The sequence below is a fragment of the Pseudomonas yangonensis genome (genome assembly GCF_009932725.1).
In the GTDB taxonomy this organism is placed as follows: Bacteria; Pseudomonadota; Gammaproteobacteria; order Pseudomonadales; family Pseudomonadaceae; genus Aquipseudomonas; species Aquipseudomonas yangonensis.
The window spans coordinates 107,036-130,875 of the sequence record NZ_BLJU01000011.1; the positions used below are offsets into that span (position 1 = coordinate 107,036).

General features: G+C 65.8%; 23 protein-coding genes. 2 read left to right on the forward strand and 21 right to left on the reverse strand.

Going from position 1 to position 23,840, the window contains the following annotated elements; translation table 11 throughout:
* Window positions 1-41: 41 nt before the first annotated feature.
* The 10 genes from cysW to GYB81_RS14505 form a co-directional block, all read right to left on the reverse strand.
* Window positions 42-869, reverse strand: coding sequence for a sulfate ABC transporter permease subunit CysW (gene cysW / locus GYB81_RS14460; RefSeq protein ID WP_161867900.1), 828 nt, complete (start codon window positions 867-869; stop codon window positions 42-44).
* Window positions 866-1,705 carry a sulfate ABC transporter permease subunit CysT gene (cysT, locus tag GYB81_RS14465; protein WP_161867899.1) on the reverse strand — a complete coding sequence of 280 codons (840 nt, stop codon included), beginning with the start codon at window positions 1,703-1,705 and terminating at the stop codon, window positions 866-868. Before cysT ends, cysW begins: the two co-directional genes overlap by 4 nt.
* A gap of 221 nt (window positions 1,706-1,926) precedes the next feature.
* Complete coding sequence (gene cysP, locus GYB81_RS14470; RefSeq protein WP_161867898.1) at window positions 1,927-2,943, reverse strand: thiosulfate ABC transporter substrate-binding protein CysP; 1,017 nt, start codon at window positions 2,941-2,943, stop codon at window positions 1,927-1,929.
* Window positions 2,944-3,322: 379 nt separating this feature from the next.
* A complete protein-coding gene (locus tag GYB81_RS14475; RefSeq protein WP_161867897.1) occupies window positions 3,323-3,538 on the reverse strand; it encodes a TOBE domain-containing protein in 216 nt (71 codons plus the stop codon).
* Window positions 3,539-3,626: 88 nt separating this feature from the next.
* Window positions 3,627-4,427, reverse strand: a complete 801-nt coding sequence (ssuB, locus tag GYB81_RS14480) for an aliphatic sulfonates ABC transporter ATP-binding protein (protein WP_161867896.1) — start codon at window positions 4,425-4,427, stop codon at window positions 3,627-3,629.
* Window positions 4,424-5,218, reverse strand: coding sequence for an aliphatic sulfonate ABC transporter permease SsuC (gene ssuC / locus GYB81_RS14485; protein WP_161867895.1), 795 nt, complete (start codon window positions 5,216-5,218; stop codon window positions 4,424-4,426). The genes ssuB and ssuC overlap by 4 nt, the downstream gene beginning before the upstream one ends.
* A gap of 233 nt (window positions 5,219-5,451) precedes the next feature.
* On the reverse strand, window positions 5,452-6,600 hold the full coding sequence (gene ssuD, locus GYB81_RS14490; RefSeq protein ID WP_161867894.1) for an FMNH2-dependent alkanesulfonate monooxygenase: 1,149 nt from the start codon (window positions 6,598-6,600) through the stop codon (window positions 5,452-5,454).
* Between the two features lie 91 nt (window positions 6,601-6,691).
* Window positions 6,692-7,657, reverse strand: coding sequence for a sulfonate ABC transporter substrate-binding protein (locus tag GYB81_RS14495; RefSeq protein ID WP_161867893.1), 966 nt, complete (start codon window positions 7,655-7,657; stop codon window positions 6,692-6,694).
* A gap of 145 nt (window positions 7,658-7,802) precedes the next feature.
* On the reverse strand, window positions 7,803-8,396 hold the full coding sequence (ssuE, locus tag GYB81_RS14500) for an NADPH-dependent FMN reductase (RefSeq protein WP_161867892.1): 594 nt from the start codon (window positions 8,394-8,396) through the stop codon (window positions 7,803-7,805).
* 9 nt (window positions 8,397-8,405) lie between these two features.
* Window positions 8,406-9,044 carry a peroxiredoxin gene (locus GYB81_RS14505; RefSeq protein WP_161867891.1) on the reverse strand — a complete coding sequence of 213 codons (639 nt, stop codon included), beginning with the start codon at window positions 9,042-9,044 and terminating at the stop codon, window positions 8,406-8,408.
* A gap of 115 nt (window positions 9,045-9,159) precedes the next feature.
* On the opposite strand from GYB81_RS14505, the gene GYB81_RS14510 reads away from it, so the two are divergent.
* Entirely contained in the window at window positions 9,160-9,615 is a 456-nt protein-coding gene (locus GYB81_RS14510; protein WP_161867890.1) for a GNAT family N-acetyltransferase, read from the forward strand.
* Here GYB81_RS14510 and GYB81_RS14515 read toward each other — a convergent pair.
* The 9 genes from GYB81_RS14515 to GYB81_RS14555 form a co-directional block, all read right to left on the reverse strand.
* Entirely contained in the window at window positions 9,612-10,304 is a 693-nt protein-coding gene (locus tag GYB81_RS14515; protein WP_161867889.1) for a response regulator, read from the reverse strand. The genes GYB81_RS14510 and GYB81_RS14515 overlap by 4 nt on opposite strands.
* Complete coding sequence (locus GYB81_RS14520) at window positions 10,304-12,952, reverse strand: DUF4118 domain-containing protein (RefSeq protein ID WP_161867888.1); 2,649 nt, start codon at window positions 12,950-12,952, stop codon at window positions 10,304-10,306. The genes GYB81_RS14515 and GYB81_RS14520 overlap by 1 nt, the downstream gene beginning before the upstream one ends.
* Before the next feature lie 10 nt (window positions 12,953-12,962).
* A complete protein-coding gene (kdpC, locus tag GYB81_RS14525; protein WP_161867887.1) occupies window positions 12,963-13,520 on the reverse strand; it encodes a potassium-transporting ATPase subunit KdpC in 558 nt (185 codons plus the stop codon).
* Window positions 13,521-13,730: 210 nt separating this feature from the next.
* Window positions 13,731-15,788, reverse strand: a complete 2,058-nt coding sequence (gene kdpB, locus GYB81_RS14530) for a potassium-transporting ATPase subunit KdpB (RefSeq protein ID WP_161867886.1) — start codon at window positions 15,786-15,788, stop codon at window positions 13,731-13,733.
* Between the two features lie 13 nt (window positions 15,789-15,801).
* Window positions 15,802-17,490, reverse strand: coding sequence for a potassium-transporting ATPase subunit KdpA (kdpA, locus tag GYB81_RS14535; protein ID WP_161867885.1), 1,689 nt, complete (start codon window positions 17,488-17,490; stop codon window positions 15,802-15,804).
* Between the two features lie 10 nt (window positions 17,491-17,500).
* A complete protein-coding gene (locus GYB81_RS14540; RefSeq protein WP_021490657.1) occupies window positions 17,501-17,590 on the reverse strand; it encodes a hypothetical protein in 90 nt (29 codons plus the stop codon).
* 271 nt (window positions 17,591-17,861) lie between these two features.
* Window positions 17,862-19,196 carry a chromate efflux transporter gene (chrA, locus tag GYB81_RS14545; protein ID WP_161867884.1) on the reverse strand — a complete coding sequence of 445 codons (1,335 nt, stop codon included), beginning with the start codon at window positions 19,194-19,196 and terminating at the stop codon, window positions 17,862-17,864.
* Between the two features lie 731 nt (window positions 19,197-19,927).
* Window positions 19,928-21,172, reverse strand: a complete 1,245-nt coding sequence (locus GYB81_RS14550; protein WP_161867883.1) for an MFS transporter — start codon at window positions 21,170-21,172, stop codon at window positions 19,928-19,930.
* 432 nt (window positions 21,173-21,604) lie between these two features.
* Entirely contained in the window at window positions 21,605-21,889 is a 285-nt protein-coding gene (locus tag GYB81_RS14555) for a hypothetical protein (protein ID WP_161867882.1), read from the reverse strand.
* 174 nt (window positions 21,890-22,063) lie between these two features.
* Between GYB81_RS14555 and GYB81_RS14560 the strand changes: the two genes are divergently transcribed.
* Window positions 22,064-22,693, forward strand: a complete 630-nt coding sequence (locus GYB81_RS14560) for a class I SAM-dependent methyltransferase (RefSeq protein WP_161867881.1) — start codon at window positions 22,064-22,066, stop codon at window positions 22,691-22,693.
* Between the two features lie 57 nt (window positions 22,694-22,750).
* Here the strand turns inward: GYB81_RS14560 and GYB81_RS14565 are convergent, their stop codons facing one another.
* The gene (locus tag GYB81_RS14565; protein WP_161867880.1) at window positions 22,751-23,056 is read right to left on the reverse strand and encodes an NIPSNAP family protein; all 306 of its coding nucleotides are present in this window, start codon (window positions 23,054-23,056) and stop codon (window positions 22,751-22,753) included.
* Between the two features lie 139 nt (window positions 23,057-23,195).
* Window positions 23,196-23,822, reverse strand: a complete 627-nt coding sequence (locus GYB81_RS14570) for a DUF998 domain-containing protein (protein WP_161867879.1) — start codon at window positions 23,820-23,822, stop codon at window positions 23,196-23,198.
* Window positions 23,823-23,840: the final 18 nt, after the last annotated feature.

A 23,840-nucleotide genomic window follows, 5' to 3' on the forward strand; every position in this document is an offset into this window, starting at 1 on the left:
TGGATGCGCTCTCCACATCCACCACAACGCTGGCGCCCTGATCACGCCTCGGCGCGCTGCATCAGGCGGCGCTGACGCCACTCCATGAAGGTCTTGAGAAACAGCGTGAGCAGCGCCATGCACGCCAGCAGCCCGGCCGCGGTGAAGGCCGCTGCCGGCTTGTAGTCGTTGTTGAGCTGGTCGACCAGCAGCGGCAGGGTCAGGGTCTGGTTGATGATGGTGCCGGACACCACCGACACCGCACCGAACTCGCCGACCGCGCGGGCATTGGTGACCACCACGCCGTACAGCAGCGCCCACTTGATCTTCGGCAGGCTGATGCGGCGGAAGATCTGCCAGCCGCTGGCACCCAGACACATGGCAGCGGTTTCCTCGTCCTGGCCCTGAGCCTGCATCACCGGAATCAGAATGCGCGCCACATAGGGCGCGGTGACGAACACCGTGACCATGACGATGCCCGGCCAGGCGAACATCAGCTGCATGCCGTGATCGTAGAACCAGCGGCCGATGAAACTTTCCAGACCGTAGACCACCAGATAGCAGAGGCCGGCGACCACCGGTGACACCGCATAGGGAATGTCGATCAGGGTGGTCAGCAGCTTGCGCCCGCGGAAGTCGTAATGGGTCACGCACCAGGCCAGGCAGATGCCGAAGCACAGGTTCAGCGGCACGGTAATCGCGGCTACCAGCAGCGTGAGGCCGATGGCATGGAGCATGTAATCTTCGTTCAGATTGCTCCACAGCAGGTCGAGCCCGCCGGCCAGCGCCTTGGTGAAGATCAGCGCCAGCGGCACCAGCAGGATCAGCGCCACCACCATCAGACCGAGGATTACCAGCGCCCATTGGCGCCAATCTTGGGGCTTTTTCATCGACCTTGCCGTTGCCATGCGAACAGACGCCCCTGCGCGACCTGCAGGAGGAACAGAAGTGTCAGCGACGCGAGCAGGATCACCGAAGCGATGGCCGCCGCCGCCGGATAGTTGAATTCCTGCAGACGGACGAAAATCATCAGCGAGCTGACTTCCGTCTGGTAGGGAATGTTGCCGGCGATCATGATCACCGCGCCGAACTCACCGAGGCTGCGGATGAACGCCTGCGAACCTCCGGTGACCAGCGCCGGCGCCAGGGTCGGCAGGATTACCTTGGCGAAGGTCTGCACACGGCTCGCGCCGAGGGTGCGCGCGGCCTCTTCGTATTCCGAACCGAGATCCTGCAGCACCGGCTGCACCGTGCGCACCACGAAAGGAATGCTGGTGAACACCATCGCCACCACGATACCGGCGTAGGCGTAGGCCACCTTGAAGCCTAGCCACTGGCCGATCCAGCCGTTGGGCACCAGCAATGCGGCGAGGGTCAGGCCGGCCACCGAGGTCGGCAGGGCGAACGGCAGGTCGACCAGCGCATCGACGATGCGCCGGCCGGGGAAGTCGTAACGGGTGATGATCCAGGCCAGCAACAGGCCCAGCACCAGCACCGCCAGGGTCGAGTAGAGCGCGGCCGAGATGGTCACCTTGTAGGTCTGCACCACGCGCGGATCGCTGATGGCGAACCAGTACTGTGCCCAGGTCATGTCGCTGACGTATAGCAGCAGCGCCGACAGCGGCAGCAGGATTACCAGCGACAGGTACAGCACGCTGACGCCGAAGCTCAGGCCGAAGCCGGGCAGCAGCGGGGTCTGTCGGAAGAACAGCGTTGGTTTGCTCACGAAAAAGCTCGGCTCTACAAATGCAGTTGGCCGCCTGGAAGGCGGCCAACGGACCAGAAAACTGAATAACCCACGACGAATACAGCCCATGTGATATCTCGCGAGCTAGAGCCCTGCAAGGCAAAAACAGGCGAGGGAGCGGAGTGTACTTTTGTACATGAGCATCCCGAGCCTGTTTTTAACGCCGCAGGGCCGACGCGCAGCAGATCGTTGACGAGCGCTCAGCGGCCGGAGGCTAGAAGCTGGTCAAGAATACCACCGTTGTCGAAGTGCTTGGCGGTGATCTCGTCCCAGCTGCCCAGCACCTCGGTCGGGTTGATCAGGCGCACCGGAGCAAACTGAGCCTTGGTCGCCTCGACCACTTCCGGGTTGTGCACGCGGTAGTTGTAGCGGGTCAGCAGTTGCTGGATGTCCTTGCTGTACTGGAAGTCGAGGAAGGCCTTGGCCTGCTCGCGGGTGCCGCGCTCGTCGGCCACCTTGTCGACGATGGCCACCGGGAATTCGGCCAGTACGCTGACTTCCGGCACCACAATTTCCAGGTTGGCGGACTTGAACTCGTCACCCTTGGCGATGTTGATCACTTCCGATTCGAAGGTCAGCAGCACGTCACCCTGGCCGTTCTGGGCGAAGGCCACGGTGGCGCCACGGCCGCCGGTGGGGAAGTTCTCGACGTTCTTCAGCAGCTTGCCGACGAAGGCTTTCACCTTCTCCTGGTCGCCATTGAATTTCTCGTTGGCGAACAGCCAGGCGCCCAGGTAGCTGTAGCGGGCGTTGCCGGAGGTTTTCGGGTTGGGGAATACCAGCTTCACGTCATCGCGAATCAGGTCATCCCAGCTCTTGATGTTCTTCGGGTTGCCTTCGCGTACCAGGAAGGCGGTGGTGCTGTAGTACGGCGAGCTGTTGTTGGGGAACTGCTGAGCCCAGTCCTCACGCAGCAGCTTGCGCTTGGCCAGGATGTCCACGTCGGTCACCTGGTTGAAGGTGACCACGTCGACCTTCTTGCCCTGAATGATGTCCTGCGCCTGACGCGAGGTGCCGGCGAAGGACTGGATGATCTTCACTTCCTTGCCGCTCTGCTGCTTCCAGTGCTCGACGAACAGCGGGTTGATCTCGCCGAACAGTTCGCGGGCGATGTCGTAGGAGGCGTTGTGGAATGGCGTATCGGCAGCGGCATGGCTCAGCGAGCCAGTCAGCAGGGTGGCGCTGGCCACGGTGGCCAGAACGATCTTCTTCAGCATCTATGGCGTCCTTCTTATCGAGAGAGGAGCCTGCAGGCAGGCTATTTGATGGCGCGATTCTGCAGAAAAAACATATAGCTGAAAAATATCTTTTTCTTTTCTTCTTATAACCAGCATCTCTTTACCTGCGAAACACCCTGGAGCCCTCGCACGCAAGGGCTGCTCAGGCAACCATTCTTAGAACCTGTTCACGATCTTTATGGGCCTGAAGCGGCAACTACAAGGCAAAAACGTTCGGTGAACACGTAGGAGGGGCTTCAGCCCGAGCTGGGCGCGAAGAGCTCGCGGCTAAAGCCGCTCCCACAAGATCGCAAGCGGCCTATTTCGCCAATTGGCTACCAAAATCGAGGGAAATTGGCTACAAATCATAAAAAGGTTCTTACAGCTTGGCGATGGACACCTCGGTGGATTTGACGAAGGCAATCACCTCACTGCCCACCTGCAGCTCCAATTCGCGCACGGAACGGGTGGTGATCACCGAGGTGACGATGCCGGCCGCGGTCTGCACGTCGATTTCCGAGAACACGTCGCCGATGACGATCTCCTTGATGCTGCCCTTGAACTGGTTACGCACGTTGATGGCTTTGATGGTCATGGTGTTTCTCCTGATGGTCCACTGATGTAGCCCGGATGCAATCCGGGGGAATTCTTGAGCCGCCCCGGATTACATCCGGGCTACGGCCTCACAGCGCCCAACGCAATTGCGTGGGCAGGGGTGATACGGGGTCGGGTGGCGTCGGCAGCTCCGGCTGCGCCAGCACGCGGTCGAGCACGCGCGCTTCCAGCGCCGCCAGCAGCGGCGAGCCATGCGGGCGCGGGCGAACCAGTTGCACATCGAGGTCGAGGCCGATCTGGCCGTCCTCGATCAGGATCACCCGATCCGCCACGGCCACCGCCTCGGCAACGTCGTGGGTCACCAGCAGCACGGTGAAGCCATGCTGTTGCCACAGGCGCTCGATCAGGCGCTGCATCTCGATACGGGTCAGCGCATCCAGCGCGCCCAGCGGTTCGTCGAGCAGCAGCAGACGCGGGCGATGGATCAGCGCCCGGGCCAGGGCCACACGCTGCTTCTGCCCGCCGGACAGGGCCGCCGGCCACTCACCTGCGCGATCGGCCAGGCCGACCGCGGCCAGCGCTTCCTCGGCCTGCTTGCGCCAGTTGCCGGACAGGCCCAGACCGACGTTGTCGATCACCCGCTTCCAGGGCAACAGGCGCGAGTCCTGGAACATCAGGCGGATGTCCTCGCGCACCGCGTTGAGCGAGCCGCTGCCGGCCAGCAGTTGACCGCTGCTGGGTCGATCCAGCCCGGCCAGCAGGCGCAGCAGCGTGCTCTTGCCGCAGCCACTGCGCCCGACCACGGCAACGAACTGGCCGGCCGGGATATGCAGGTCGATGCCCTTGAGCACCTGACGCTCGCCGAAGGATTTCTCGATGTTCTCGATCGCCAGTGGAATGCCCTGACGAATGTTATGCAGCGCTGTCATTGCCCACCAGCCTTGGCCTGATAGGCCGGATGCCAGCGCAACCAGACGCGTTCGAGACCACGAGCGGCGACATCGGCCAGCTTGCCGAGCACCGCGTAGAGCAGGATCGCCAGCACCACCACGTCAGTCTGCAGGAACTCGCGGGCGTTCATCGCCAGGTAGCCGATGCCACTGCTGGCGGAGATGGTCTCCGCCACGATTAACGTGAGCCACATGAAGCCGAGGGCGAAACGCACGCCGACCAGGATCGACGGCAGCGCACCGGGCAGGATCACCTGGCGGAACAGCGAGAAGCCGGATAAGCCATAGCTGCGCGCCATTTCCACCAGCGCCGGGTCGACGTTGCGGATGCCGTGGTAGGTGTTGAGGTAGATGGGGAACAGGGTGCCGAGCGCGACCAGGAACACCTTGGCCGCCTCGTCGATGCCGAACCAGAGGATCACCAGCGGGATCAGCGCCAGGTGCGGCACGTTGCGGATCATCTGCACCGAGCTGTCGAGAAAGCGCTCGCCCCATTTCGACAGGCCGGTGATAAAGCCCAGCAGCAGGCCGATACCGCCGCCGATGGCGAAGCCGATGCCGGCGCGCTGGCCGCTGATCGCCAGGTGCTGCCAGATTTCGCCGGAGGCCAGCAGCTCCCAGCCGGCGGCCAGCACCGCGCTGGGTGCCGGCAGAATGCGGCTGGACAACCAGCCGCTGGCCACCGCCAGCTGCCAGGCGGCCAGCAGCCCAAGCGGCAAGGCCCAGGGCGCGGCGCGCAGGGCCAGTTTGTTAAGGGTCGTGTTGCTCATGGTTGCCTCGAAAACCTTTGTAGCGTCTGTATTCCCCGGATTGCATCCGGGCTACATCTGCCCTCTCCCCAACCCTCTCCCATAAATGGTAGAGGGGGCTGATCGGCGCCGCTGGTTCGGCCGGAGTCCGGTTCATCCCCCCTCTCCCGCTTGCGGGAGAGGGGCTGGGGGAGAGGGTGCTTTTCAGTCCGTAGCCCGGATGCAATCCGGGAAAACCTTTGCCTGCGCTTACCTCAGCTCGCCGAAGCCGCCTTCGGCAAAATGTCGCTGGAGATCATTTCGCCGAACGGGCTGACATAGCCGCGACTCTCCGGACGCACAGGCGCGGCCACGTCCAGGTGTGGGAACAGCAGTTCGGCGACCCGGTACGACTCCTCCAGATGCGGGTAGCCGGAAAAGATGAAGGTGTCGATGCCAAGCTCCGCGTACTCCCTGACCCGCGCCGCCACGGTCGGGCCATCGCCGACCAGCGCGGTACCGGCGCCGCCGCGCACCAGGCCGACACCGGCCCAGAGGTTCGGCGACACTTCCAGGTTGTCGGTCTTGCCGCCGTGCAGGGCGGCCATGCGCTGCTGGCCGACCGAGTCGAAGCGCGCCAGCGACGCCTGGGCGCGGTCGATGGTGTCCTGGTCCAGATGGCTGATCAGGCGATCCGCCGCCGCCCAGGCCTCCTCGTTGGTCTCGCGCACGATCACGTGCAGACGAATGCCGAAGCGCACTTCACGGCCCTGCCTGACCGCCTTCTCCCGCACCTGGGCGATCTTCTCGGCCACCGCAGCCGGCGGCTCGCCCCAGGTCAGGTACAGCTCGACCTGCTCGGCGGCCAGGTCCTGCGCCGCGTCGGAGGAGCCACCGAAATACAGCGGCGGACGCGGCCGCTGGATCGGCGGGTAGAGCAGCTTGGCGCCCTTCACCTGGATGTGCTTGCCGTCGTAGTCGACGGTTTCGCCCTCCAGTACTCGGCGCCAGATACGGGTGAATTCGACGGACGCCTCGTAACGCTCAGCGTGCGACAGGTGCAGGCCGTCGCCGGCCAGTTCGTCCGGATCGCCCCCGGTCACCAGGTTGAACAGCGCGCGGCCGTTGGACAGGCGATCCAGAGTCGCCGCCTGGCGCGCAGCCACGGTCGGCGAAATGATCCCCGGGCGCAGCGCGACGAGAAACTTCAGGTTCTGCGTCACCGGGATCAGCGAGGCCGCCACCAGCCAGGAGTCCTCGCAGGAACGCCCGGTGGGAATCAGCACGCCGCCGAAGCCGAGACGGTCGGCAGCCTGGGCGATCTGCGCCAGGTAGCCGTGGTCGACGGCGCGGGCGCCTTCGGCGGTGCCCAAATATTTGCCATCACCATGGGTAGGCAGGAACCAGAAGATATTGAGGCTCATGGAGTGGTCTCCTTTTGCGAAAGCGTTGACGTAGCCCGGATGCAATCCGGGAGTACCGTGCAGCGATCCCGGATCGCATCCGGGCTACGGGTTACTGGGCCTGGGCGACCTTGTCCGGCTGCCGCCAGATCACCTCGGCAATGCTCAGGCGCTTGGGGATCAGCTTCAGATCGCTGAAGGTGTCGGCGATCTTCTGCTGTGCACTCGCCACTTCCGGGGTGATCAGCTGCGCGCCGTAGCTTTGCCGCTCAACCGCAGCACGGGTGATCTCGGGGGACAGGCCTAGCAGCGGTGCGACCTGGGCGGTGACCTCGTCGACGTTGGCGCGAGTCCACTCGCCTGTCTTGCGAATCTCGTCCACCAGAGCGACCACTACCTCAGGGTGCTTTTCGGCGAAGGGACGCGCGGCCAAGTAGAACTGGTGGTTGCTCACCAGGCCCTGGCCGTCGCGCAAGGTACGGGCCTGCAGTTGCTGTTCGGCGGCAGCCTGGAAGGGGTCCCAGATCACCCAGGCGTCGACGCTGCCACGCTCGAACGCGGCGCGGGCATCGGCAGGCGGCAGGTACACGGGGGTGATATCGCTGATGCTCAGGCCGGCTTCCTCCAGCGCGCGCACCAGCAGGTAATGCACGTTGGAGCCCTTGTTCAGGGCGACCTTCTTGCCCTTGAGTTCGGCCACCGTTTTGATCGGCGAATCCTTGGGCAGCAGTATCGCCTCGCTGAGCGGCGCCGGCGGCTCGAAGGCCACGTAGAGCAGATCGGCGCCGGCGGCCTGGGCGAATACCGGCGGTGTCTCGCCTGTGGTGCCGAAGTCGATGGAGCCCACGTTGAGCCCTTCGAGCAGCTGCGGGCCCGCCGGGAACTCGGTCCACTGCACCTTGACGCCCTGTTCGGCCAGGCGTTTTTCCAGCGCACCGCTGGATTTGAGCAGCACCAGGGTGCCGTATTTCTGATAGCCGATACGCAGTGTCTCGGCTTGAGCGTGAGTGATGGCGCCGAAGGAAATGGCCGCGGCAAACAGGGCGACCAGACTCCGACGCAAAGTGTTGGCGCCCATGGCGACCTCCTTTGCAAGTTGAGTGTGGGCCTGCTTGCCCGTTGGCGGGCGAGTAAGGCTTTTTGGGGCTTCAGGCTGCAGGCCTCAGGCTCCAGGCGGATAGGCTCTTGCCTGCCGCCTCTAGCCTGCGGCCTGCAGCCGCTTTTCAGATACTCCAGCGGGCGTTCACCAGCCGGTCGTTCAATACGTTCGGGTCGATCGGCTTCGGCCGTCGCGCCAGGGCGGCGGTCAGTTGTTCCAGGGCCTCGTCGAGGCGTTCGCGCAGCTCGTCGTCGATCTGCGCAGGCCTGTCCCCTTCCGGGTAGGCGATCTGCTTGTCCACGGCGAACACGCCGCTGAGCATCTCCTGGGCCTTCAGCGCAGCCAGCACCGGCTTGAGCGCGTAGTCCACTGCCAACAGATGCGCCGGGCTGCCACCACTGGCCAGCGGCAGTACCACCTTGTGCGCCAGGGCACGTTCGGGCAGCAGATCCAGCAGCACCTTCAACGCGCCGGTGAACGATGCCTTGTACACCGGCGTACCGACCACCAGGCCATCGGCGCTGGCCACCACGGCCTGGAGCTGGCGGACAGCCGGGCTGTCGAAGCGTGCGTGCAGCAGATCCTCGGCGGGAAAATCGCGCACCTTGAGCAGGCTCACTTCCACCTGCTGCGCCTCCAGGCGCTGGCGTACATGGTCCAGCAGCACTTCGGTGCGCGAACGCGCCGCAGGGCTGCCGGACAGCAACACGACATGCATGATCGATCCTTAGCGATTCGGTTGCGGCGTCAGACGCAGATAGGGCTTCACGGCGCGGTAGCCCTTGGGAAAGCGCTGGGCGATTTCGGCTTCGTCCTTGAGCGACGGCACGATCACCACCTCGTCACCGTCCTGCCAGTTGGCCGGCGTGGCCACCTTGTAGTTGTCGGTCAGCTGCAGCGAATCCACCACGCGCAGGATCTCGTGGAAGTTACGCCCGGTGCTGGCTGGATAGGTGATGGTCAGGCGCACCTTCTTGTTCGGGTCGATGACGAACAGCGAACGCACGGTCAGGGTGTCGTTGGCGTTCGGGTGGATCAGGTCGTAGAGGTCAGAGACCTTGCGGTCGGCATCGGCGATGATCGGAAAGTTGACCCGGGTGTTCTGCGTCTCGTTGATGTCGTCGATCCACTTGAGGTGCGAATCCACCGGGTCGACCGACAGGGCGATGGCCTTGACGCCGCGCTGGGCGAATTCGTCCTTGAGCTTGGCGGTGAAGCCCAGCTCGGTGGTGCACACCGGGGTGAAGTCGGCCGGGTGGGAGAAGAGGATGCCCCAACTGTCGCCCAGCCACTCGTGGAAGCGAATGCGGCCTTCGCTGGAATCCTGTTCGAAGTCAGGGGCGATGTCGCCCAGGCGGATGGTCATGATCGTGCTCCTTGGCAGCGGCTTGCGTGGTGCTCACTATGCTCAGGAACGAAACGAAACAAAAAGAATAAATAATGATTTATTTATAACCAAAACATCTTTTAAGAAGACCGTCATGACCGCCCCAACCTTGCACGAGATTCCCGGCGAACAGGCGCCCATGGCGTTGCTGCTTGAAGCCGACCCCAGCATCGTCCTCATCGCCCGCTATCTACAGGACGGTCATTGCGTGGTCGCGCGCCTGGACGACGCGGTCGTCGGCGTCTACGTGATCAAGGCCCTGAGCGCCGATACCTGGGAACTGATGAACATCGCCGTGGCGCCTGAACACCAGGGTCAGGGTATCGGCGCCCTGCTGCTGCACCACGCCATCGACCAAGCCCGGCAACTGGGTGCCAAGCGCCTGGAACTGGGCACCGGCAGCTTTGGCCACCAGCTGACCTTTTACCAGCGCGCCGGTTTTCGCGTGGTGGCGGTGGAGCCGGATTACTTCCTGCAGCACTACCCCGAGCCGTTGTTCGAGAATGGCCTGCAGCATCGGGATCGTTTGCGTCTGGCGCTGGAGCTTTAGGCAGAGTCGCGCAGACGATAGCCGACACCGGCCTCGGTGATCAGATAGCGCGGCGCGGCCGGGTCGTCGCCGAGCTTCTGCCGCAGATGGCCGACCACCACGCGCAGATAATGGCTGTCGCCGACGTGACTGGGGCCCCAGATATCACGCAGCAACTGTTGCTGGGTCACCACCCGCCCGAGGTGCTGGGCGAGCAGCGCCAGCACGGCGTATTCCTTGGGGGTCAGGGCGATTTCGGTGCCGTCGAGGCTGACCCGGCGATAGGCCAGGTCGATATTCAGCGCACCACAGGCGATGCTCGCCGGCAGCGCTTCGCGGCCCTGGCCCTGGCGCAGCAGCACGCGCACCCGGGCGAGGAATTCCTGGATGCCAAACGGTTTGGTCACGTAGTCATTGGCGCCGCCGTCCAGCGCCAGCACCTTCTCACCTTCGCTGGCACGAACCGAGAGCACCAGCACCGGCACCTGGCTCCATTCGCGCAGGCTGCGCAGCACCTGCTGGCCGTCGAGGTCGGGCAGGCCGAGGTCGAGCACGACGAGATCGGGGCTGTGCAGCGCCGCCTGGGCCAGGCCGTCTTCGCCGTTGGCCGCCTCCAGCACCCGATAGCCTTGGGCGCTGAGGGCGATGCGCAGGAACTTGCGAATCTGCGCTTCGTCGTCGATCAGCAGAATGCTCGGCCCCTGGCTCATCAGTCGTCCTCGGCTTGTGGCTGCGTGGTCAGCGGCAGGTGCAGGGTCAGGCTGGCACCACGGCCATCGAGGCCTTCGCCGACCGTGACGCGACCACCATGGGCACCGACCATGCCCTGGCAGATGGCCAGGCCCAGACCGGTGCCCTGGCCGCCGCGATCGCCCCGCGCTGCGGTGTAGAACATGTCGAAGATCTTCGCCCGTTCCGCCTCAGGAATGCCAGGGCCCTGATCGGCGACCACGAAGCGCAGCTCCTGCTCATCGTATTCCAGCGCCACGCGCAGGCGCCCGCCGGGCGGCGAGAAGCGCGCGGCGTTCTCCAGCACGTTGACCAGCGCCTGCTCGATCAGCGCCGCATGCACGTGCAGCAATGGCGGCTGTGGCGGCAGCAGGCATTCGACCTGCAACGGCGCAAGCACCGCGCGCAGGCGCTGCAGGGCGCTGGCGACGATATCGCTGGGCGCCACCCAGTCGCGCGCCAGCTTGAGCCCGCCATGGCCGAGGCGGGTCATGTCGAGCAGGTTCTGGATATAGCGGTCGAGGCGCTCGGCCTCGTCGCGGGTGCCTTCCAGCAATTCACGGCGATCCGCCTCGGGGATCGCCTCGCCCAGCGCCAGCAGGCTGTCGATGGAACCGCGCATGGCCGTCAGCGGCGTACGCAGGTCGTGCGACACCGAAGCCAGCAGCGCGCTGCGCAGCTCCTCGGTCTGCCCGTGCAGGCGCGCCGCCTCCAGCTCCTCGGCCAGTTGCGCACGGGCCAGGGCCTGTGCCAGCGGTTGGCCAAGGGCAGCGATCAGGCGCCGCCGCTCATCGACCAACGGCGCGCCCTGCGCACTCTGCAGACCGATCAGCAGCAGCGGCCCCTCCTCCGCGCACAGCGGCCACCACCACCAGCGGCTGCCGGGCAGAGTATCGGTACCCAGACCCGCCGCCTGCTCGTGCTGCCAGGCCCAATCGGCAGCGGCGCGTTCGGCATCAAGCAATTCGGCGTGCAGGCCACCCTCGTGGCGCCACTGCCCGTCGGCGCTGCGTGACAGCAGCGTCAGCTGCACGTCCGGCCAGCCACCCAGTTGCTGCTCGGCCACCGCCAGCACGGCCTGGCGATCGGCGGCGACGGTAAGCTTGCGCGACAGCTCAAGCAGCGCCGTGGTTTCGCCCTGCGCCTGGCGCAACGCCTGCACCTGGCGCCGCTGGCGGCTGGCCAGGTTGCCGGTCAGCCCGGCCATGAGCAGGAAGAACAGCAGGGTCAGCACATCCTCCTGACGCTGGATCTGCATGGTCAGGGTCGGGGGGATGAACAGGAAGTTGTAGGCCAGGAACGACAGCCCCGCGCAGGCCAGCGCCGGGCCCAGGCTGCTGCGCACCGCCACCAGCAGCACGGAGGCGAGGAACACCAGGGAGATATTGGGCAGCTCCAGCACCCGCGCCAGGCCGAGGGAGATCAGCGTGGCACAGGCGGCGGCCAGCGTGGCCAGCAGGTAGTCGCGCCAGCGCGGCGCGATGCGCACGCGCCGACCGGCCGGAGGCTGGGCCCCGGCCGCATCCAACACGCTCACTTCCAGCCCGGCACCGGCAGCCAGCAGGCGCTCGCCCAGGCCGCGGCCGAACCAGCGCCGGCGCAGGCGCCGTGCGCTGCTGCCGACCAGGATCAGGCTGGCGCGGCGCTCGCGGGCATGGTCGAGCAGCGTGCGCGCCACCGAGTCGCCATGCAGCGTCACCACCTCGCCACCGAGGCGCTCGGCCAGGCGCAGCGCCGCTTGCAGACGCCCACGTTGCTCCTCGTCCATGGCCCGGCGGCCGTCCACGTGCACCACCGACCAGGGCAGATGGCGGCGCTCGGCCACTCGGCAGGCGTGGCGCACCAGGCGTTCGGCCTCGCCGTCGCCGTCCACTCCCACCAGCAGGCGCCCGAGCAAACTGGGCGCGGCCTGGCCGAGCTGGCGGTAGCGCTGGTCGAGGTCGGCATCGACCCGCGCCGCGGCGGTCTGCATGGCCAGCTCGCGCAGCGCCGTGAGGTTGGTCGGCGAGAAGAAGGCATCGATGGCCGCACGCGCCTGCTCGGGCATGTACACCTTGCCGTCGCGCAGGCGTTCGAGCAGTTCGCGCGGCGGCAGGTCGACCAGCTGGATCTCGTCGGCTTCCTGCAGCACCCAGTCCGGCACCGTCTCGCGTACCTGCACGCCGGTGATATCGCGCACGCGATCGTTGAGGCTTTCCAGGTGCTGGACGTTGACCGTGGTGTAGACGTCGATGCCCGCGGCGAGCAGCTCCTGCACGTCCTGCCAGCGCTTGGCGTGGCGGCTGCCGGGGGCGTTGCTGTGCGCCAGCTCGTCCACCAGCGCCAGCTTGGGCGGGTCGGCGAGCAGGCCGTCGAGATCCATCTCGCTCAGCTCCAGGCCGCGATACGGCAGGCGCAGCGGCGGCTGTTGCGGCAGGCCCAGCAGCAGCGCCTCGGTTTCGCTGCGGCCGTGGCTTTCCACCACCCCGGCGCGCAACGCCACGCCCTGGCGCAGTTGCGCATGAGCGGCCTGGAGCATGGCGTAGGTCTTGCCCACGCCCGGTGCCGCGCCGAGAAACACCTTGAGCCGCCCGCGCCCTTCGCGGGGCAGGTCGGCGAGCAGCGCTTCGGCGCGCAGGCTGTCGTTCATCGAGCACTCGTCACTGGGTGGAAGTGGAAGGATTGTCGGCCAGCGCCAGGTTCAGAGCCAGTACATTGACCACCGCCGGGCCGAACAGCGGGCTCTCGGTGTGCGCTTCGATCAGGCGCAGCAGCTCCACCTCCGCCAGGCCACGGGCCCGGGCGATATGGGGCGCCTGCCAGGCCGCCGCCTCGGGCGACAGGTGCGGGTCGAGGCCGCTGCCCGAGGTAGTCGCCAGTTGCATCGGCAGCGGCGCCTGGCCGCTCAGGCCGACGCCGGCCTGCTCGATGCGCTCGCGCAGTTGCGGGTTGCTCGGCGCCAGGTTGCTGGCGGCGCTGGCCACGGTGGCGTAATCGCCTGCCGAAGGGCGCGGCTGGAACCACTGATCGCCGTCGAAGGCCTGGGCGATCAGGCGGCTGCCGCGTACCTGGCCGGAATCGTCACGCAGCAGGCTGCCGGCTGCCTGATCGGGGAAGGCCAGTTGCGCCACGCCGGTGACGCTCAAGGGATAGGCGACCCCGACCAACAGGGTCATGAAAGCCAGCGTGGCGATAGCGGGGCGGATATGGTCGAGCATGATGAGTCTCCTGATTCAGATTGCCCCGGATTGCATCCGGGCTACGTCGCTTGGCTTGTGTCATTCGTCTTGGCGCCGTGCTCGCTTGTTTCGCGGATAACGACCGTGCATCCGGGCTCTTGTAGGAGCGAATTCATTCGCGATGGCCTTGCCTGCGGGACAGCCATATCGCGGATAAATCCGCTCCTACAGAACGGTCGAACAACGCACTTACACCCAGCCCAACCCCACCAGCAGCAGGTCGAGCAGCTTGATGCCGACGAAGGGCGCGAGCAGTCCGCCGAGGCCGTAGATCAGCAGGTTGCGCCGCAGCAACTGGCCGGCGTCCAGCGCCTGAATGCGCACGCCGCGCAGCGCCAGAGGAATCAGCGCGACGATGATCAGGGCGTTGAACACGATGGCCGAAAGGATCGCGCTCTGCGGGCTGTGCAACTGCATCAGGTTGAGCGTGCCAAGCTGCGGGTAGATGCCGGCGAACAGCGCCGGGAGGATGGCGAAGTACTTGGCCACGTCGTTGGCCACCGAGAAGGTGGTCAGCGCGCCACGGGTCACCAGCAGTTCCTTGCCCACCTGCACCACGTCGATCAGCTTGGTCGGGTCGCTGTCCAGATCCACCAGGTTGGCGGCCTCACGCGCGGCCTGGGTGCCGTCGTTCATGGCCAGCCCGACGTCGGCCTGGGCCAGTGCCGGGGCGTCGTTGGCGCCATCGCCGCACATGGCCACCAGCTTGCCTTCGGCCTGCTCGGCGCGGATGCGCGAGAGCTTCTTCTCCGGCGTGGCTTCGGCGATCACGTCATCGACACCGGCCTCGGCGGCGATGGCGGCGGCGGTCAGCGGGTTGTCGCCGGTCACCATCACGGTGCGGATGCCCATGGCGCGCAGCTCGGCGAAGCGCTCGCGGATACCCGGCTTGACCACATCCTTGAGGTGGATGGCGCCGAGCAGGCGCCCGTCCCCGGCCACCAGCAGCGGCGTGCCGCCGCTCTGGGCGATCTTCTCCACCTCGCGCGCCAGCGGCGCCGGCAGATCAGTTCGGCCCAGGCCGAGGTAGGCCAGCACGGCATCCACCGCGCCCTTGCGGTAGGCCACGCCCTTCACGTCGGCGCCGGACAGGCGCGTCTCGGCGCTAAAGGCGATCAGGGTCATGCCGCTGCGCTCGGGCACCTCCATCGGGTGCAGCGCCGCCAGGTATTCGACGATGGACTTGCCCTCCGGCGTGTCGTCGCCCTGCGAGGCCAGCAGCGCCGCCTCGGCCAGCTCCAGCGTGGTGACGCCCGGCGCCTTGACCATGGCGCTGCAGCGGCGGTTGCCGAAGGTGATGGTGCCGGTCTTGTCCAGCAGCAGGGTGTGCACGTCACCGGCGGCCTCCACGGCGCGACCGGACTTGGCGATGACGTTGAGGCGCACCAGGCGATCCATGCCGGCGATGCCGATAGCCGAGAGCAGGCCGCCGATGGTGGTGGGGATCAGCGTCACCAGCAGCGCCGCCAGGTAGATCAGCGGCAAGTCGCCACCGGCGAAGCGGGCGAACGGCTGCAGCGTGGCCACCACCAGCAGGAAGATCAGGGTCAGGCCGATCAGCAGGATATCCAGCGCCACTTCGTTGGGCGTCTTCTGCCGGCGCGCGCCTTCGACCAGGGCGATCATGCGGTCGAGGGTGGACTCGCCGGGGTTGGCGCTGATCCGCACCAGCAGCCAGTCCGACACCAGCCGGGTGTTGCCGGTGACCGCCGAGCGGTCGCCGCCGGACTCACGAATCACTGGTGCGGACTCGCCGGTAATCGCCGCCTCGTTGACCGCCGCCACCCCTTCGATCACCTCGCCGTCGCCGGGGATCAGCTCACCGGCCTCGACTCGTACCACGTCGCCCTTGCGCAGGCTGCTGGCCGGTACGGACTGGATCTGCGCGCCGACCTGCTTGCGCGCCATCAGGCCCTGGCTGCCGGACTTGAGGCTGTCGGCGCGGGCCTTACCACGGCCCTCGGCCAGGGCCTCGGCGAAGTTGGCGAATAGCACGGTGAACCACAGCCACAGGGCGATCTGCACGCCTAAGGCAGTGCTTACTGCAGGGTTGGGGACAAAGCACAGCACGCTGGTGACCAGCGCTGTCAGCTCCACCACCAGCATCACCGGCGAGCGCACCAGCTGGCGCGGGTCGAGCTTGACGAAGGCCTGCTTGAGGGCCGGGCGCCACAGCGCGCCGAGGCCGGTCTGCGGCTGGCTGCTGGACGATTGGGCGCTGCGTTGCGCCGTTACGGGGGCATTCATCACGGTTTCTCCTTCAGAACGCCAGGTGTTCGGCCAGCGGGCCCAGGGCCAGCGCCGGCATGAAGGTCAGGCCACCCACCAGGAGGATGGTCAGGGTCAGCAGCACGACGAACAGCGGCCCATGGGTGGGAAAGCTGTTCTGCCCCTGCGGTGCGGCGCGCTTGGCCGCCAGGCTGCCCGCGATCGCCAGCACCGGCAGGATGTAGCCGAAGCGCCCGAGCAGCATGGCCAGGCCGAGCATCAGGTCGTGGTATGTGGTGTCGGCGCCGAAGCCGGCGAAGGCCGAGCCGTTGTTGCCGGTGGCCGAGCCATAGGCATACAGCGCCTGGCTGAAGCCATGCGGGCCGGGGTTGCCGATGGAGGCCGCGGTGCCGGCGAAACTCACCGCCAGAGCGCCGAACACCAGCACGCCGAGCGGCATCACCAGCAGCGTGGCGACCATCAGGCGCACCTCGCGTGCCTCCAGCTTCTTGCCCAGATAAGCCGGCGTGCGGCCGATCATCAGGCCGGCGAGGAATACCGCGATCAACACGAACAGCAGCATGCCGTAGAGGCCCGCGCCGACGCCGCCGAAGACGATCTCGCCAAGCAGCATATTGACCAGCGGCACCAGCCCGCCGAGGGCGCTGAAACTGTCATGCATGGCGTTCACCGAACCGTTGGACGCCGCCGTGGTGGTAGTCGCCCAGAGCGCCGAAGCGAAGCTGCCGAAGCGCGCCTCCTTGCCCTCCAGCGAGCCCACCTGCTCGATGGGCAGCCCCGCCAGCGCCGGGTTCGGCTGCAGCTCCGCCCAGGCGCACACCCCCAGGCCGATGACGAACAGCAGCAGCATGCTGGCGAGGATCGCCCGGCTCTGGCGCAGGTCACGCACGTAATGACCGAAGGTGAACACCAGCGCCGCCGGGATCAGCAGGATCGACGCCAGCTCCAGCAGGTTGCTCAGCGCCGTGGGGTTCTCGAACGGATGCGCCGAGTTGACGCCGAAGAAGCCGCCGCCGTTGGTGCCCAGTTGCTTGATGGCGATCTGGCTGGCCGCCGGCCCCATCGGCAGGCTCTGCTCGCTGCCCTGCAGGGTGGTGGCCGAGATGTAGTCGCTGAAATTCTGCGGCACGCCCTGCCACACCAGCAGCACGGCCAGCACCAGGCACAGCGGCAACAGGCCGTAGAGCACGGCGCGGGTGATATCGACCCAGAAATTGCCCAGGCGGTCGCTGGACTGCCGCGCCAAACCCCGGCACAGCACCACCAGCACCGCCAGGCCCACCGCCGGGCTGACGAAGTTCTGCACACCGAGGCCGAGCATCTGGCTGAAGTAGCTGAGCTGCGCCTCGCCGCTGTACGCCTGCCAGTTGGTGTTGGTGACGAAGCTCACCGCCGTATTGAACGCCAGGGGCAGGCTCATCCCCGCCACCTGCTGCGGGTTCAGCGGCAAGGCGCCCTGCAGCAGCAGGATGCTCATGAGCCCCAGCAGGCAGACCAGGCTGAAGACCAGCAGCGCCAGGGCGTAGCCGCGCCAGCTTTGCTCTCGCTCAGGGTCGACGCCGGCCACGCGGTAGCACAGGCGCTCCACCGGCAGCAGTACCGGGCTGAGCCAGGTGCGCTGGCCCTCCATCACGCGATAGAAGTAGCGCCCGAGAAAGGGTGCCGGTGCCAACACCAGCAGGGAAAAGGCCGCCAGCAGCAGCCAGTCGTAGTCGTGCATGGCCGCCTCCTCAACCACGTCCGGCGGTCAGCAGGGCCGACAGCAGGTAGGCGAAGAGGCCGACCACCAGGATCAGCGACACACCATCGATTGCGTTCATCTACAAAACTCCACGATGCGGGGAATCCGCTCGCGAGCATTGTCGAAAGGCTGGCCGTAAAGATTCGATTGGCGCCCCGCCGCCGGGGCGTAAAGAAATCGTATTGATGTGGTGGAATCAGCCCTGTGGGAGGCGCTTCAGCGGCGACAGGGCCGCTACGCTGCATGGACGTGGCACCCGTAGGGTGGTTAGCGGCGCAGAACACTACCCCGACAGATACTCCCGCGCGCAACGCGCCGCGTAACCCACCAGGCGATACCAAACCCACCCATCAAACCAGCACATGCACCGCCAGCCCGACCACAGCGCAACCAGCAATGGTCTCGATCACCCCGCGCTTGAAAGCGAACAGGGCCAGCGCCGCGCCCAAGGCGATCAACGCCGACACCCAATCGAAGGTGCCGGCAAAGCCCTGCGGCCAGAGCACGTGATAACCAAAGAACAGCGCCAGATTGAGGATCACCCCCACCACAGCGGCGGTGATGCCGGTCAGCGGCGCGGTGAACTTCAGCTCGCCATGGGTCGATTCCACCAACGGCCCGCCGGCGAGGATGAACAAAAACGACGGCAGGAAGGTGAACCAGGTGACCAGGCAGGCCGCCAATGCCCCACTGGCGAAGGCCGAGTCGCCACCGAACACCGGCTGCCCATAGGCGCCGACGAAGGCGACGAAGGCCACCACCATGATCAGCGGCCCCGGCGTGGTCTCACCCAGGGCCAGACCATCGATCATCTGCGTCGGCGTCAGCCAGCCGTAGTGGCCCACCGCGCCCTGATAGACATAGGGCAGTACCGCATAGGCACCGCCGAAGGTCAGCAGCGCCGCCTTGGTGAAGAACCAACCCATCTGCGTCAACGTGCCGTCCCAACCGAACGTCAGGGTCAGCAGGCCCATCGGTAGCAGCCAGAGCGCTGCGCCGACCAGCAGGATCAGCGCCAGGCGGCTGGAACGAAAATGTGTGTGCGCCAGGCGCGTGTCGTCATCGATCATCGCTGGCGCATGCGCCCCGCCCTTTTCGCCATGCCCACCACCGACCGCGAAGTGCTGCGGCGCCAGCCGCCCACCGATATAACCCACCAGCGCCGCGCCCAGCACGATCAGCGGGAACGGCAGCTGCAACGCGAAAATGGCGACGAAAGCCGCCGCGGCAATGGCCCACAGCCAGGCGTTCTTCAACACCCGCCCGCCAATGCGCCAGGCCGCCTGCACCACGATGGCCGTCACCGCCGGCTTGATGCCGTAGAAGATCCCGGCCACCAGCGGTACATCGCCGAACGCCAGATAGACCCAGGACAGCGCGACCAGAATCAGCAGCGACGGCAACACGAAAAGCGCCCCGGCGATCACCCCGCCCCAGGTGCGGTGCATCAGCCAACCGATATAGGTGGCCAACTGCTGCGCCTCCGGCCCGGGCAGCAACATGCAGTAGTTCAGCGCATGCAGAAAGCGCCGCTCGGACAACCAGCGGCGCTTCTCCACCAACTCCTGATGCATGATCGAAATCTGCCCCGCCGGCCCACCGAAACTGATCAGCCCCAGCTTCAGCCAGAACCAGAAAGCCTGCAGCAAACTGACCGGAGCGGGACGCGCAGCGGACTCGGACATCGAAGGGCTCCATCGGTGGAAAATATCGACCGGCCACTATAGCTGCAGAACATGACCGCCGCGCGACAGCGCACGAAAAATCACCATCGCCGCGCAGCCCTTGCTCCACCTGGCCTGGGCGAGTTTTCCCATAACTTATCCACAACGCTTTCCCCAGATTCTGTGCACGACACCCAGTAACCCGTCTTCGCCCTGCGCTGCTGTGGAGAACCCGAGCCAAGTGATTGATTAAAAGTGATATTCCGCCTGGCGATAACGCCAGCAGAGCGTCATTGGGCAAAAACTGAACGACCCACCGAGGTCCGCTTGAATGCTAGGTGTGGAGGGCTTTTGCAAAGGTTATCCACAGTGGTGTTAACAGAAATTGTGGGTGGCCGCGGGAAGGCTTGAATTCAGCCCAACGGCAAACCAACCACATGGCATCTTGCCCACGAAGCGTGGACAGCTCGTGGTGGATGGGATAGCAAGTAGCCCGGACGCCCCCGCCCAACGGAGGATGAAAAAAGCGTCATCCACCCTGCGGAGAATCGTGGCGTGGGGTGGACAACGCGGAGCTTGTCCACCATGCCTTGGGATAGGAACAGCAAGTAGCCTGGATAGAGCAAAGCGATACCTGAGGCAATCGCGATGATCAGTTTCGCGTTGCTCTAGCCATGCGATCGTTGATCTGCGCATGTCCGCACTCTCAGGGACATTGCCGGAATCACACCCCCGGATTGCATCCGGCTACGTCAGCCTAGCTTGCTTGGCGAAGCATCCTCGAAGCGATCCACCTTACGCAGACTCTTGAAGCCGAGCATCCAGCCTCCGGTCACCGTCAGGGTGCAGGCGCACCCGAGCAGGGCCGCTGGTACCACGCCGAACCAGGCGGCGCTGGTGCCGGCGCGGAATTCGCCGAGTTCGTTGGAAGAGCCGATGAACAGCATGTTCACCGCATTGACCCGGCCGCGCATGGCGTCCGGGGTGGAGAACTGCACCAGCGAGGAACGGATATACATGCTCACCATATCCGCGCCGCCAGCTACCACCAACGCCGCGAACGACAGCCAGAACAGACTGGACAGGGCGAACACCAGGTTGGCCAGGCCGAACAGCGCCACGGCGCCGAACATCACCAGGCCGACATGGCGGTTGAACGGTTTCATGCTCAGGTACAGGCCGACGGACACCTCGCCGATGGCCATGGCGCTGCGCAGCAGGCCGAGGCCGGTCGGGCCGACTTCCAGCACTTCCTGGGCGTAGATCGGCAGCAAGGCCACCACGCCGCCGAGCAGTACGGCGAACAGATCCAGCGAGATGGTGCCGAGGATGATCGGCCGCGTGCGGATGAAGTGGATACCCGCCGTGAAGCGCGCCCAGGCGGTGGACTCCAGCGCCTGCATCTTCTCCGCATACAGCACCGGAACCCGCTGCAGCAGTACGCAGCCGGCGAGGAAGCAGGCGAGGCACACCGAGTAGGTCAGCCCGCCGCCACCGATGGCGTACAGGCCACCGCCAATCACCGGCCCGGAAATGGTCGCGCCGCGCATGATCATGCTGTTGGCGGCGATGGCCGCAGCCAGGCGCTCGCGCGGCACGATCTGCGGCAACAGGCTCGACAGCGCCGGCCCGGTGAAGGCACGGCCGCAGCCGTACAGCACCAGCACCGCGTAGTACCAACTGACCGCCGCCTCGCTCAGCGACAACCAGAGCAGCGCCGCCGCACACACCCCCTCAACCAGCCAGCTCAGCATCAGGATCAGTTTGCGATCAAAGCGGTCGATCAGGTCCCCCGCCGGCATCAGCAACAGCAGCATGGGGATGAACTGGGCCAGGCCGACATAAGCCAACGACAGCGGATCGCGAGTCAGGTCGTAGACCTGCCAGGCCACTACCACGGCCTGAATCTGCACCGCGAAGACCACCACGATGCGGGCGATGAGAAACGGCAGGAAACCGGGAAGGCGATAGACGGAAGCGGGAACAGCAGCGGACACGGCGAGGACTCAAGGCATGACTGGCGAGAGCCGGTCGAGGTTAGCCGGGCAATTTAAGGTAAAGCTTCGCCCGGGAGCAAATGCGGGAACAGGCTGTTGCGTTTATTGCGATCTGACGCACGCCGTATCCCAGCATGTGCACCTGACGCATGCATTTCGGTGACGGTAGGAGCGCCGACCCGGCGCGAAGGGGATACAGGCGCGCCGCGGCGTCGAGGCGCCTGCCCTATTCGCCGCGGGGCGCGGCTCCTACAGGTATCGTCAGAGCCATCGAGCGCAATCTGCTGCTGTAGGAGCGCGGCCCCGGCGCGAAGGTGTATGAAGGCACATCGCAACATCGAGTCGCCTGCTCCTTTTGCCGCAGGGTGCGGCTCCTACAGGATTGGCGGCGCGGGCAGATGCAGGAGGTCATCCCTCCCGCAACTATCCAGGCTAGACGAATGACTGGTCGCCGAAACCACGGGGCAGACGCTGCGGGCCTGGCAAGGCAGCCAGACGCGCCTCCCAGGAAGTGCGCCAGTCGTTGGTGGCGCGGGCCACCTTCTGCCGGCGCGCGGCGCGTCGGGCGGCATTGCGGGCGTTACGACGCGCTTCGGTGAAGACTTCGGTCTTGCGGCAGTTGCGGCATTTGACCTTGGCCAGTTCGGTGGTAGAGGCCAGCTTTTCACCATGAGAGCCACAGGCGAGGTGGCCAGAGACCTTGTAGTGCGTAACCATCGCATCATCTCCTGATTGTGGGCGCCCGGCTGCAGCCAGCCGGTCTACACCCCTCGGAAAATCGGACTGTCACAGCGCAGCGGTGGTTCACTGGCGGCCATGTGGCATCACCCGCCTCGCTGGCCAGCGGCCCCCGCCAGCGGGTTTAATGTCGCCTTTTGCCGGAACATCGCCATGCCCCTGAGCCCCGACGAACTTGCGCAGATCAGTACCCTCACACTGGCCCACTACCAGAGCAGCGCCGAGGATTTTCGCGAGGGCACACGCGACCACGACGTGAGCCAGAACATCGCTGCCCTGCTGCGTCATATCGAGGGAGAAAAGCCCTGGCGCATCCTCGACTTCGGCTGCGGCCCGGGGCGTGATCTGCGCACTTTCAGCGGCCTTGGCCACGAGGCCATCGGCGTCGATGGCTGCGCCGAATTCGTGGCCATGGCGCGTGCCGACAGTGGCTGCGAGGTGTGGCAGCAGAGCTTTCTCGAACTGGACCTGCCGGCCACTCATTTCGACGGCATCTTCGCCAACGCCAGCCTGTTCCATGTACCGGATCAGGAGTTGCCGCGCGTACTCGGTCAGTTGCATGCCGCGCTCAAACCGGGCGGAGTGCTGTTCAGCTCCAACCCACGCGGCGAGAACCAGGAAGGCTGGAACGGCCCGCGCTACGGCAGCTACCACGACCTCGAACGCTGGCGCGCCCGGCTCACGGCAGCCGGCTTCGTCGAACTGGAACACTACTACCGCCCCGCCGGCCTGCCCCGCGAGCAGCAACCCTGGCTGGCCAGCGTGTGGCGGCGAGTCGGCTGAGGTTTTTCAAGCCGGCGATGAAGGCGCTGCCAAGAGACCGGGCAGCGCCGTCTCCTCCTATTCGAATACCGGGCGGAAGAAGCTGCGCTCATAGCTGAGGATGCAGCGCGTCTGTTCGGCATAGCGAAAGGCTGCCTGGCACTCGGCGTCGGCGAAGGAGTCCTGACGATAGCGCTCGTAGTCGGCCAGGCTGGGGAAGCTGAACAGCGCCAGGGCCACGTCATTGGCGCCCTCGGACGGCAGGAAATAACCGTGGTGCGTGCCCCCGAAGCGCTCTACCAGCGGAATCCACAGCTTGGCGTAGTGCTCGAATTCCTTGAGCTTGTAAGGGTCGACGATGTAGCGCAGGTAGCAGGTGATCATGGCTGTCCTTCCTTGCGGGTGGCTTCGATAAGCGCCTGATATAAACACGGCCCGACCGACAGGTGCATCTGCTACGCAGCGGCATCGCCCTCGTAGCACCGGCCCCTCTGGGCGTTCTGCGCAACGCCTCAAGCCGTGACTAAGTGGCACGACCTCGCCACAGCATCAGCGCCAGGCCTGCGACCCAGATCACCGAAATGCCGTAGTTGATCCGCTGATAAAGGCCGAACCACTGCCCGGCCTCGACCGCCCGGGCCATCAGCACCACGGTGGCCACGGCCAGCACGGTGCAACCGAGGGAGAACAGGCCGAAAACACGCGAACCCAGCAGGCGACTACTCAGGAACCCCCAAAGCAGGCTGGCCAGAGTCAGCGAGAGGAACATCAGCAGACCGGCCAGGTTGTGCATCTGCTGCGAGAGGGATGGCTGTGCCGGCGCGCAGCCCTGATCACAGGCGAAGTAGCCGGTGGCGAAGCTGGCCAGCCCGTGAACGAGGATCAGCACGGCACTGAACAGCGCCAGCCGCGAGCCGCGCACCTGACGCATGACCCCAACGGCAAAGAGCACGAAAAACACGCCCAGCGGCAGATTGTTGAGCCAGGCCGAGAAGCCCTGAGTAGGTGCCCCCTGCGCCCCCAGCTGGCTCATCGCCTGGTCCAGGTGGCTGTAACCGGGATAGGCCAAGGCAGTCAGCAGCACCCCGAAGAACAGCCAGAACGGTATCAGTACACCCAGGCCAAGCAGTATTCGAGCAACGTCTTTCATTCGTCCCTGTTCCTTTCG